The organism is Roseateles sp. GW821-FHT09G09, assembly GCF_059415965.1.
In genome coordinates, this window is sequence record NZ_JBWKOG010000001.1 from 1,115,495 (window position 1) to 1,125,955 (window position 10,461).

Consider the following 10,461-nt stretch of genomic DNA (forward strand, 5'->3'; position numbering starts at 1 on the left):
GCCATGGCCGGGCCCCGATCAGTTGCCGCCGCTCGAGGCTGCCTGCCGCTTCGCCCGTTCGGCGCGGCGCTCGGCGATCCAGGCTTCGCGTTCGACGGGGCTCATCTTCATGACCTTCTCCTGCACATCGGGCGGCAGGCGGTCGAGCCAGGCCGGACGTTCGCCGCCAGCCTGCGCGGCATCGTTGCGGGCTTCCGCGGTCGGCGCGCGCAATGCGGCGTCGGCCGGGTTGCCCGAGCCGCTCGCGGCGCCGCCCTGCGGTGCCGAGGCCCCCGAGGCCCGGCGGCCTTCGCCCCACGCGCCGGAGCCGGCACCGCCGGGGGCGCTGGCGCCACGACCGCGACGCGGTGCCGCGTTGGCGCCGGCGCGCTGCTTCGGATCGGCGGCGATGACCTCGACCTTCGCGCCTTCACGCAGCCGGTCGACGCCGTCGATGACGACGCGCTCGCCCGGCTCGATTCTGCCGTCCACGGCCATCCAGTCGCCGTCGACCGCGCCGGTCTGGACGACTCGCGTGGAGACGGTGTTGTCCGCGCCGACGATGTAGACGTAGAAGCCTTGCGAGCCGCGCAGCACCGCGGCGGCCGGCACGGCCAGGCGGTTCTGCTCGGTCGCGAGCTGCAGCTTCACGCTGACCGACTGGTTGGGATAGAGCGCGTCGTCGTCGTTCGGGAACAGCGCCTTGAGCTTGATCGTGTCGGTGGCGATGTCGATCGCGTTGTCGGCCGTGGCGAGCTTGCCCGTGGCCAAGCGCGTCTTGCCGTCGCGGCTCCACGCCTCGACCGTCATCGAGGTCTTGCCCTTCAACCCGGCGCTGACCTGCGGCAGCAGCGCCGACGGCACCGCGAAGGTCAGCGCGATCGGACGCGTCTGCGTGATGCTGACGATGCCGTTGGCGTCCCCGGTCTGCACCACGTTGCCGATGTCCGCCTGCTTCAGGCCGACGCGGCCCGAGATCGGCGCCTGCACCCGGCTGTAGGTGACCTGCAGCCGCGCGCTGTCGACGGCCGCCTGGTCGGCCTTGACCGTGCCCATGAGCTGGTTGACCGTGGCCTGCTGCGTGTCGACCTGCTGGCGCGCGATCGCGTCCTTGGCGAGCAGGTCCTGGTAGCGCGTCAGGTCGATGCGGGCGTTGTCCAGCGTGGCCTTGTCGCGCGCGAGCTGGCCCTCGGCCTGGCCAAGCGCGGCCTGGAAGGCGCGCGGATCGATCTGCGCCAGCGTCTGCCCGGCCTTGACCTGCTGGCCTTCCGTGAAGTGGATCTGCTGCAGCACGCCGCTGACCTGCGCGCGCACGATGGCGGTGTTGGAGGCGGTGATCGTGCCGATCGCGGCCGCCGTGTGGCGGATGTCCTGCAGCCGTGCGGGCATCACCGATACCGGTTGCACGCGGTTGGCGGCGAAGCGGCCGCCACGACCGGCGCCGCCGCCGCCCGGGCCGCCCGAGCCGCCGGCACCGCCTGCGCCGGCCGGTCCGCTCGCCGCCGAGGCGGGCCCTCCCGCCGTACCGTCGGCGCCGCGGCCTTTCCACCACCACCAGCCGCCGGCTGCGATGGCGAGCACGACCACGCCAAGAATCCAGGGCGCCGCCCGGCCTTGCTGTCGCCGATGTTTCGATGCGTGGAGGAGGGGGGAGAGGACAGTCCCCGGCACGCCGGGCAGGTTTTTGTTCGTGTTCATTCGGGCGGGCGATGCTTGCTATGTCGCTACCCTAGTATCTGGCGACAGCAGCCTGGTGTACCCGAGGAAAAGAATCGCAAAGCGTCGGGGCTAACCCGCGTATCTGCGGGGAAGCGTGCGGGGAAGCAGCAGGGAACCGCGTGGGGAACCGCGGGGGATAGGCGCAGGGATCCGCCATGAAAAATGCCGCTCGGAAGCGGCAGGGATCGGCGGCGCGGAGCGGGCTCAGCTTTCGGCGAGCAGCTTCTCGATCGTGCCGTGCAGCGCCTCGAAGTCGGGCTCGCCGACGAAGCGCTTGACGATCTCGCCGCGCTTGTTGATCAGGAAGGTCGTCGGCGTGAGCTGCACCTTGCCGAAGCTGCGGGCGATCTCGCCGGTGCTGTCCATCGCGACGCCGAAGGGCAGCTTGCGGGTCTCTGCATAGTTGGCGACGTAGGCCGGCGGGTCGTAGCTCATGGCCACGGCCAGCGTGTCGAAGCCCTTGTCCTTGTACTTCTGGTGCGTCGCGATGACCTGCGGCATTTCCTTGACGCAGGTGGTGCAGGAGGTCGCCCAGAAATTGACCAGCATGACCTTGCCCGGCCACGCCTGCACGGAGGCGTGTTTCGAGCCGTCGAGCAGCACGTAGTTCACCTGCGGGGCAGGTTCGGGCTTCAAGCCCTCATAGGCGAGGCCGGCGCCGATACCAACGGCGGCAACCAGCAGCAGGAGTCCGGACCAGCGAGGCAGCGTCATGGGCGGAAGTGTAGGCCCGGGACGGCAGGCCCACGACTTTGGTCGGGCTTAAGTCAGCAGCCTGTCAGGGCGCCGTCGCGGAGACGCCGCCACGGCGCGTACCGCTCGGCGCAACGAGGCGTCAGAGCGCCTTGGAGAGCTCGAACAGCAGCACCGAGGGCAGCGCGTCCTGCAGGTTCTGGCGGGAGATGCGCGCCATGTGCTCGGCCGTCGCGGTCGACAGCTGCGTCTGCTGCTCGCCGTCCAGCACTTCGATGAAGCTGAAGCTGGGCACCTCGGCGGTGATGTCGGCGCGCAGACGGTCGAAGTCGGCGTCGCGCATCGACTGCTCGAAGGCGATGCCGTGCGGCAGACCTTCCTCGCAGAACTGCAGCGCCTCGTCCATCGAGCCGACGGCGTCGATGATCAGCCCCATGTGGCGGACGGCGTTCTGGATCTCCTGACGCACGTCGCGGCGCGGCGAAACGATCAGCAGGTGGCAGCCCGCCAGCGGCTTGGAGTTGTGCGAGGGCGTCGGGTCGTCCAGTTCAGGCCGCTCGGCGCGGTCCGGCCGGGCGGGCGGGGACAGTTCTTGCTGGACGCCGGGCTCGTCGCCGGCCACATGAGGAAATTCCAGCGTCAGCATCGTGATGCCCGCCTCGTCCTCGCGCAGCGGCAGTGCGCCGAGCGTCAGCGCGGTCTGCTCGATCAAGCGCCAGTGCAGGGAGTTCAGCGACTCCGGCGGCGCGTTGATCGCCGCGGACGGGGCACTGCCCAGGTCCAGCGAGCGGTGGGCGAAGCGGCACATCAGCCGCGCCTTGGCGGGCCACGGCGTCAGGTCCAGCCGCATTTCCAGCGAGGAATGCGTGTTGGCGAGCGCCCAATCCATCACCGCGTTGAGCAGGGAGAACAGCAGCGACGCGTCGGTGTGGACCTCGATCGGCTGCAGCAGCTGGCGGATCTGGATGCCGCGCGCCTGCGTCTCGCGGCTGCGCTGGGTCAGCACGCCGCGCAGCACCTGCGTCAACGGGACGCGCTCACGCGACAGCCGCAGCCGCCCGGAGGCCAGCCGCGCCAGCTGCTGACTGACCATGCCGGCCTCGCGCGCCTGCGCCACCGAGTCGCGCAACGCCCGCAGACCCTGCCGGTCGATCTGGCCGGTGCTGATCAAGGTGTGGATCCGCTCCAGCGCCGCGCTCAGCGGGCCGGCGATCTCGGCGCCGAGCTGCTGGACGATGTCGACCCATTGCGAATCGCTCGGGGGCTGCGCCATGTCATTGGCGGCCAACGGCGCGGCAATGGAAGGGGGCGGGCGGGACATGCTCTCTCGTTCTTGTGAGCCTCCGGCGGCATGCCGGGGCGGGGGAGGCGCCATGGTTCCGCGCGGCCCGGGGGGAGGCCATCCCGTGAGTCGGGGGCAATCGCCCCCCTGGGTGGATGGCGTGAAATGGCTCACGATTGCCCAGGGATCGCGGGCGGATTGCGGACGTTCCGTCAGGCCTCCCGGGCCTGGCGCTCTGCGAGCATCAGGAGACGTCCGGTCAGTTCCTTTGGAGCGGACACCATCACCTGGTGCCCCGTCGGGATCTCGAAGAGTTCCCACCCGGGCTGAGCACGGGCGCGCTCGCGCGCGGCGGCGATCGTGAGGAGCGCGGGGCGATTGCAGTCGATGAAGGTGCGCGGGCGCTTCAGCCACGCGGCCTGGTCGAAGTCCAGCGGGCTGTCGTAGACGCCGCCCGGCTGCGGACGCTGGCAGCGCATCATCCAGTCGAAGTCCTCAGGCTTGAGCCCCATGCCGTGCGGCTCGGTCACCGGCAGGTGGCCGAACCTGGAGATCAGCTCGCGGCGCTGGATCTGGGTCTCCGGCGTGTGGCGGCTGGACCAGGACTCGCCCGGTTCCGGCACCACCGCGTCCAGATAGACCAGCCGCGCGATGCGGTCGGGCATCTGGTCGGCGACGCCGGTGATCACCATGCCGCTGTAGCTGTGGCCGACGAGCAGGACGTCGGTCAGTTCCTCGCAGTCGATGACCGCCTTCACGTCGTCGATGTGGGTCTGCAGGCGGATGTCCCCATGCGCTTGATGGGCCCGCTCGCCGACGCCGCTCAAGGTCACGGGGAACACCTGGTGTCCGGCCGCACGCAGCGGCCCCAGCACCCGCTTCCACGCCCAGGCGCCGAGCCAGGCCCCGTGCACGAGCACGATGTTCACGCCCTTGCCGGCGGCGTCCTGACCCCGCGGCTCGTCCTTGCTGCTCATGCGACGACTCCTTCCTCTCGCCATGCGGCGATCGCGTCGGGGCTGTGTCCGAGTTCCGCAAGGACCTCGTCCGTGTGCTGCCCCATGAGCGGCGGGGGCAATCGGTAGGCCACCGGCGTTTCGGACAACTTCATCGGACTGGCGACCACGCGCAGCACGTCGCTCTGCGGATGCGCCATCGAGACCACCATGCCCCGATGCTGGACCTGGGGGTCGTCGAAGACTTCGGAGAGGTCGTTGATCGCGCCGCCCGGCACCTTGGCGCCCTCCATCGCATCCAGCCAGTGTTGTCTCGGTCTCTCCGCGACGCGCGCGGCCAGGAGCGGCACCAGCTCGTCGCGATGCCGGACCCGTTGCGAATTGGTGGCATAGCGCGGGTCGTGGGGAAGTTCCGGCAAGCCCAGCAACTCGCAGAACTTGACGAACTGGCCGTCGTTGCCGACGGCGACGATCAGGTGGCCGTCGCTGGCCTGGAAGACCTGGTACGGCACGATGTTCTGGTGCGCATTGCCCATGCGGCGGGGCGCCTTGCCCGTCGTCAGGTAGTTGGCGCCGAGGTTGGCCAGCATCGCGACCTGCGTGTCCAGCAAGGCCATGTCGACGACCTGCCCATGACCGGTCGCGTCCCGATGGCGAAGCGCGGCGAGGATCGCGACCGTCGCGTACATGCCGGTGAAGAGATCCGCCACCGCCACGCCCACCTTCTGCGGTCCGCCGCCGGGCAGCGCATCGGCCTCTCCGGTGACGCTCATCAGGCCGCCCAGGCCCTGGACCGCATAGTCGTAGCCGGCCCGATCGCGGTACGGGCCGGTCTGGCCGAAGCCGGTCACCGAGCAGAAGACCAGCCGCGGGTTGATCTCGAGCAGCGCGGCGGCGTCGAGTCCGTAGCGCGTCAGGTCGCCGACCTTGTAGTTCTCGACCAGCACATCCGCCCGTCGCGCCAGTTCCCGGATCAAGTCCTGACCCTGGGGGCTGGCGATGTCGATCGCCACCGAGCGCTTGTTGCGGTTCGCACCGAGGTAGTAGGCCGCTTCGGCGGTGTCCTGGCCTGTCCGGTCCTTCAGATAGGGAGGCCCCCATCCGCGCGTGTCGTCCCCTCCCGGGTGACCGCCCTTCGGGGGGCGCTCGACCTTGATCACGTCGGCGCCGAGGTCGGCCAGCGTCTGGGTGCACCAGGGGCCGGCCAGGACGCGGGAGAGATCCAGCACGCGCACGCCCTTCAGGGCCATGGCGGAAGGCGTGGGGGAATTCGCTTCGCTCATCGGTCCATTGTGGGCCATCCATAATTGTCCGATGCGATCGTCGACCTGGCTTGTCACTGTCCTCCCGCTGGCGCTGGCCGCCGGCTGCAGCCCGGCCTTGAACTGGCGCAAGGTCAGCCCGGAAGGGGCCCAGGCGCAGCTGATGTTCCCCTGCAAGCCGGACCGCGAGGAGCGCACGCAACCCGGGCCGTCGGGTCGGGCGGTCGCCGTGCGGTCGCTGAGCTGCAAGGCCCGGGGTGCCCAGTTCTCGTTGACCTGGACCGATCTGGGCGATGCGGGGGCGACTTCCGCGGCGATGCGTCGCATGCATGAGGGCATTGCCGGGCAGATGGAGGCGCAGGCGTCCGCGCCACTGGGCGTGCGCGGCATCGCCGCCGATCCGGAGGCGTTCCAGCAGGCGTTCGAGGCCCGCGCCGACCAACCTCGTCAGCAGGTGCGGCAAGCCGTGTTCTCCCGCGGCGGGCGCCTGTATCAGCTGCTGATGCACGGCGAACGCCTGGATCCGGAAGCCTGGGACGTCTTCCTGGGGTCGGTGGAGCTCCCTCCCTGAAGGGGAAGCGGGCGGGCATCCTCCCCACGATTGAGGGTTTGTGCGAGCCACGCCCGTCCCATGCTGCGGCGCACGATAATGATCGACATGTCCGGCCTGCTGTTGATCGCTCACGCCCCGCTGGCCACCGCGCTGAAGCAGGTGGCCGAGCACACGTTCCCGCATTGCTCCTTGCAGTTGAGGGTGCTGGATGTGACGCCGGACATGAGCGCCGACGACGTCGAGTCGCAGGCGCGTGCGTTGATCACCGCTTCCGGACACCTGCAGACCCTGGTGCTGACCGACGTCTACGGCGCCACGCCGACGAATGCCGCGCTGCGTCTGCAGGGCGAGCAGGTGAAGGTGCTGACCGGCGTCAACGTGCCGATGCTGTGGCGCTCGCTCTGCTACGCCGGCGAAGGCCTGGAGGCGCTGGTCCAGCGCGCCAGCCAGGGCGGCACCCAGGGCATCCTGTGCGACGCGACGTCGCCTTGCGCCTCCAACAACTCCTCGTCCCAACCCTCCTGCCCATGATCAAGTCGACCCTCACCATCAGCAACAAGCTGGGCCTGCATGCCCGAGCCTCGGCGAAGTTGACGAAGTTGGCGGGGGGATTCAAGGCGGAGGTCTTCATGACCCGCAACGGCCGACGCGTGAATGCCAAGAGCATCATGGGCGTCATGATGCTGGCCGCGGGCATCGGCGCGGAGGTCGAGCTCGAGACCTCCGGCGAGGACGAACAGGCCGCGCACGAAGCGATCACGGCGCTGGTCAACGACAAGTTCGGCGAGGGCCAGTAAGGCGCCTCGCCTCGCCGCCTCGCGCCTCGCCTCGCCGCCTCGCGCCTCGCGCCTCGCCTCGCCGCCTCGCGCCTCGCCTCGCCGCCTCGCGGGGCTCAGCGCCCCAGGAAGTGCTTCCGGTACCGCGCCGGCAGATCCGCGATGCGCATGATCATCGGCAGGTCGGCGGTGTTGAAGTCCGGGTCCCAGGCGGGACGACCGAGGATGCGCGCGCCGACGCGCAGGTAGCCCTTGATCAGGGGCGGCGGCTCGACCACCAGGTCCTGGCGCAGTTCGTCGACCGGCAGCGGCAGCCGCGGGCGCACCTGCCACGCGATGTCGGCCATGTGGCTCGCGTCCAGCTGGCGCCACAGGCTGGCGGCGTAGTGACCGCCGTCCCGCATGCTGATGCTGGCGCAGCCGATCATCGTGTCGAGGTCGTTGCGGACCATGAATTCGGTGAGCGCGCCCCACAGCGCCATGATGGCGCCGCCGTTGCGATGATCCGGGTGCACGCACGAGCGGCCCAGCTCGACCATGCGCGGACGCAGCGAGCGCAGGCGGGTCAGGTCGAATTCGGTCTCGCTGTACAGGCCGCCGGCGCGGCGGGCCGCTTCCGGCGTCAGCACGCGGTAGGTGCCGATCACCTCGCCGGGCTGCTCGTGCTTGTCGAGCGTGCGCACCAGCAGGTGCTCGCAGAAGGGGTCGAAGAGGTCGATGTCGTGCCCGGCGGGCGCGCCGGCCGGCACGCTCAATCGTGCCCCCATCTCGTCGACGAAGACCCGGTACCTCAGGCGTTGGGCCTGACGGACGTCGTCTTCCGTGCGCGCCCAACCCACGTGGAAGCGAGTGCGCGCAGCATCGACAGCGGCATCTTGCGAGCTGGCTGGAAGTGACCTCCGGGGCGCATCGGCGGGGCGCAGATCGGAGAAGGGCAGGGTAGGCAGCGGCAGATCCCTCATGGCAAAGCCTCGCTGAAGTGATGGGCGCGATGCTGAGCGGCCGGGGTGACGCGTCGGTGACTTTCAAGTGAACGAACCGTGACAGTCGCGGGAGGGTCACGGGCTTTTGCCCCCGCTGCTAAAGTCGGCGCATGAGCTTTCAGGTCTTCGGCATTCCCGTTTCTCGCGGCGTGGCGATCGGCCGCGCGGTGCTGGTCGCTTCCAGCCGCGTCGACGTCGCGCATTACTTCATTGCCGCCGCCGACGCGGAGCAGGAGTACGCCCGCCTGGTAAGGGGCCGCGATGTGGTCACCCGCGAGTTGCAAGGCCTGAAGGCGGAGTTGCCCGATGACGCGCCGCACGAACTCGACGCGCTCCTGGACGTCCACCTGCTGCTGCTGAATGACGAGGCCCTCGTCGATACGGCACGCGACTGGATCGTCGACCGGCACTACAACGCCGAGTGGGCGCTGTCGGCACAGCTCGAGGTCCTGGCGCGCCAGTTCGACGAAATGGAAGACGACTACCTGCGCGAGCGCAAGGCAGATCTGGAGCAGGTCGTCGAGCGCGTCCTGGCCGCGCTCGCTGCGGAACTCGATGATGCGCCCCCCGGAGGACCCGCCGCGGTGGTGGCCCGGGACTTCGCCGGAGAAGATCCGCTCCTGCTCGTGGCCGCGGACATCGCGCCGGCGGACATGATCCAGTTCAAGCGCAGCGTGTTCCAGGGCTTCATCACCGACATCGGGGGGAAGACCTCGCACACGGCCATCGTGGCGCGCAGCATGGCCATCCCCGCCGTGGTGGGGACCCGGGAAGCGTCACGACTGATCCGCCAGGATGACTGGGTCATCATCGACGGCGATGCCGGCACGGTGATCGTCAATCCGTCGCCCATCGTGCTGGAGGAGTACCGCTTCCGGCAGCGCCAGTCGGAACTCGAGAACGCACGGCTCGCCCGACTGCGGCACACCCCGGCGATCACGATGGATGGGCAGCGCATCGAGCTGCAGGCCAATATCGAGTTACCCGGCGATACCGTGTCGGCGTTGGCGTCCGGCGCCACCGGCGTCGGTCTGTTCCGCAGCGAGTTCCTGTTCATGAACCGGGACGGCGACCTGCCCAGCGAGGAAGAGCAGTTCATTGCCTATAAGAGTGCGGTCGAGGCCATGGCCGGTCTGCCGGTGACGATCCGCACGGTCGACATCGGTGCCGACAAACCCCTGGACCGGATGTCGGTCAATGAACTCCGGCATGAACACGTGCTCAATCCGGCCATGGGCCTCCGGGCCATTCGATGGAGCCTGGCGGAGCCAAGCATGTTCCGGCAGCAACTGCGCGCCATCTATCGTGCGAGCGCGTTCGGAAAGGTGAAGTTGCTGATTCCGATGGTCGCCCATCTGGCGGAGATCCGACAGGTCCAGGAGGCCGCCAAGCGTGTGAAGGCTCAGCTGGACGAAGTGGGTCAAGCGTATGGCGAGGTCGAACTCGGGGTCATGGTGGAAGTGCCGGCCGCGGCGATCATGCTGCCCCAGCTGCTCAAACACGTGGACTTCGTGTCGATCGGCACCAACGACCTGATTCAATACACGCTGGCCATCGATCGCGCCGATGAGGCGGTGGCCCATCTCTACGACCCCTGGCACCCCGCAGTCCTGCATCTGCTGGCGAATTCCATCGCTCAGGCCCGGGCAGCAGGGAAAGAAGTCAGCGTCTGCGGCGAAATGGCCGGGGATGCGACCTTTACCGATCTGCTCCTGGGCATGGGGCTGACGAGTTTCTCGATGCACCCCTCGCAGATTCCATCGGTCAAGCAACGCGTCCTCCGGGCCGACGTCCCTCGCCTGGCCGCCGCGCTGCCCCGCATCCTCGAGAGCGACGAGCCGGCCAAGGTGGCGCTGGAAGTACTGGCGCCCCAATCCCGGCTGCATTGACCCGCCACCGGTTGCCGAGGACTCTGCGGTCGAACACCGCACGTTCAATGAACGCCGTATGACGGGAGTTGCGTGAGTGAAAAAACTCGTGCTAGACTAGCGGTCTTCGCTGTTCACGACAACGTTCTGAACGGCGGCCTCGGAGGGTATGCCGAGGTAGTCAGGTGAATAACTAGCTGATGCGAGTTTTCATCTGGCGGCGAGATTCTCGCAGTCGACGAAGAAAATAATTTCTCTGACTGCTTGACGGATTCGAAAGAAATCGTTCATAATCTCGCTTCTGCGCTGCTGACGACAAATCAGCGACGCGACGAAGCAAGGCGGAAGGCGAAGAGCCTGAGGCGAAGAGTTGCTTCGATGTTCTTTAAG

Annotated in this window: 11 protein-coding genes; 4 read left to right on the plus strand and 7 right to left on the minus strand. The window is 68.7% G+C overall.

The genetic code is table 11. The annotated features are described in order from the left end of the window. Window positions 1-18: 18 nt before the first annotated feature. From AC07O8_RS04810 to AC07O8_RS04830, 5 genes are all read right to left on the minus strand, one after another. Window positions 19-1,677 (minus strand): MdtA/MuxA family multidrug efflux RND transporter periplasmic adaptor subunit, encoded by a 1,659-nt coding sequence (locus AC07O8_RS04810; RefSeq protein ID WP_495046936.1) that lies wholly within the window; start codon window positions 1,675-1,677, stop codon window positions 19-21. A gap of 225 nt (window positions 1,678-1,902) precedes the next feature. After that, window positions 1,903-2,412: a TlpA family protein disulfide reductase gene (locus AC07O8_RS04815; RefSeq protein ID WP_495046937.1), complete on the minus strand. Its 510-nt coding sequence runs from the start codon at window positions 2,410-2,412 to the stop codon at window positions 1,903-1,905. A 121-nt stretch (window positions 2,413-2,533) separates the two neighbouring features. After that, on the minus strand, window positions 2,534-3,712 hold the full coding sequence (locus AC07O8_RS04820; protein WP_495046938.1) for a hypothetical protein: 1,179 nt from the start codon (window positions 3,710-3,712) through the stop codon (window positions 2,534-2,536). Window positions 3,713-3,885: 173 nt separating this feature from the next. After that, complete coding sequence (locus AC07O8_RS04825) at window positions 3,886-4,650, minus strand: alpha/beta fold hydrolase (protein WP_495046939.1); 765 nt, start codon at window positions 4,648-4,650, stop codon at window positions 3,886-3,888. Then, window positions 4,647-5,912 carry a CaiB/BaiF CoA transferase family protein gene (locus AC07O8_RS04830; protein ID WP_495046940.1) on the minus strand — a complete coding sequence of 422 codons (1,266 nt, stop codon included), beginning with the start codon at window positions 5,910-5,912 and terminating at the stop codon, window positions 4,647-4,649. The genes AC07O8_RS04825 and AC07O8_RS04830 overlap by 4 nt, the downstream gene beginning before the upstream one ends. Before the next feature lie 31 nt (window positions 5,913-5,943). Between AC07O8_RS04830 and AC07O8_RS04835 the strand changes: the two genes are divergently transcribed. The 3 genes from AC07O8_RS04835 to AC07O8_RS04845 all read left to right on the plus strand — a co-directional run bounded on the left by AC07O8_RS04835 (window position 5,944) and on the right by AC07O8_RS04845 (window position 7,241). Next, window positions 5,944-6,462, plus strand: a complete 519-nt coding sequence (locus tag AC07O8_RS04835) for a hypothetical protein (RefSeq protein ID WP_495046941.1) — start codon at window positions 5,944-5,946, stop codon at window positions 6,460-6,462. Between the two features lie 87 nt (window positions 6,463-6,549). After that, window positions 6,550-6,975: a PTS sugar transporter subunit IIA gene (locus AC07O8_RS04840; protein ID WP_495046942.1), complete on the plus strand. Its 426-nt coding sequence runs from the start codon at window positions 6,550-6,552 to the stop codon at window positions 6,973-6,975. After that, window positions 6,972-7,241 (plus strand): HPr family phosphocarrier protein, encoded by a 270-nt coding sequence (locus AC07O8_RS04845; RefSeq protein WP_495046943.1) that lies wholly within the window; start codon window positions 6,972-6,974, stop codon window positions 7,239-7,241. The genes AC07O8_RS04840 and AC07O8_RS04845 overlap by 4 nt, the downstream gene beginning before the upstream one ends. A 95-nt stretch (window positions 7,242-7,336) precedes the next feature. Here the strand turns inward: AC07O8_RS04845 and AC07O8_RS04850 are convergent, their stop codons facing one another. Beyond that, the gene (locus AC07O8_RS04850) at window positions 7,337-8,182 is read right to left on the minus strand and encodes a GNAT family N-acetyltransferase (protein ID WP_495046944.1); all 846 of its coding nucleotides are present in this window, start codon (window positions 8,180-8,182) and stop codon (window positions 7,337-7,339) included. A 131-nt stretch (window positions 8,183-8,313) separates the two neighbouring features. On the opposite strand from AC07O8_RS04850, the gene ptsP reads away from it, so the two are divergent. After that, window positions 8,314-10,092 (plus strand): phosphoenolpyruvate--protein phosphotransferase, encoded by a 1,779-nt coding sequence (gene ptsP / locus AC07O8_RS04855; protein ID WP_495046945.1) that lies wholly within the window; start codon window positions 8,314-8,316, stop codon window positions 10,090-10,092. Window positions 10,093-10,281: 189 nt separating this feature from the next. Here ptsP and AC07O8_RS04860 read toward each other — a convergent pair. Then, window positions 10,282-10,461: hypothetical protein (locus AC07O8_RS04860; RefSeq protein ID WP_495046946.1), on the minus strand; the 180-nt coding region annotated here is incomplete at its 5' end.

What these genes read in the sequence shown, in the direction of transcription:
- AC07O8_RS04850 (WP_495046944.1), bottom strand. Translation starts at nt 8,182, where the DNA reads ATGAGGGATCTGCCGCTGCCTACCCTGCCCTTCTCCGATCTGCGCCCC.
- AC07O8_RS04820 (WP_495046938.1), bottom strand. Translation starts at nt 3,712, where the DNA reads ATGTCCCGCCCGCCCCCTTCCATTGCCGCGCCGTTGGCCGCCAATGAC.
- AC07O8_RS04810 (WP_495046936.1), bottom strand. Translation starts at nt 1,677, where the DNA reads ATGAACACGAACAAAAACCTGCCCGGCGTGCCGGGGACTGTCCTCTCC.
- AC07O8_RS04825 (WP_495046939.1), bottom strand. Translation starts at nt 4,650, where the DNA reads ATGAGCAGCAAGGACGAGCCGCGGGGTCAGGACGCCGCCGGCAAGGGC.
- AC07O8_RS04835 (WP_495046941.1), top strand. Translation starts at nt 5,944, where the DNA reads ATGCGATCGTCGACCTGGCTTGTCACTGTCCTCCCGCTGGCGCTGGCC.
- ptsP (WP_495046945.1), top strand. Translation starts at nt 8,314, where the DNA reads ATGAGCTTTCAGGTCTTCGGCATTCCCGTTTCTCGCGGCGTGGCGATC.
- AC07O8_RS04840 (WP_495046942.1), top strand. Translation starts at nt 6,550, where the DNA reads ATGTCCGGCCTGCTGTTGATCGCTCACGCCCCGCTGGCCACCGCGCTG.
- AC07O8_RS04845 (WP_495046943.1), top strand. Translation starts at nt 6,972, where the DNA reads ATGATCAAGTCGACCCTCACCATCAGCAACAAGCTGGGCCTGCATGCC.
- AC07O8_RS04830 (WP_495046940.1), bottom strand. Translation starts at nt 5,912, where the DNA reads ATGAGCGAAGCGAATTCCCCCACGCCTTCCGCCATGGCCCTGAAGGGC.
- AC07O8_RS04815 (WP_495046937.1), bottom strand. Translation starts at nt 2,412, where the DNA reads ATGACGCTGCCTCGCTGGTCCGGACTCCTGCTGCTGGTTGCCGCCGTT.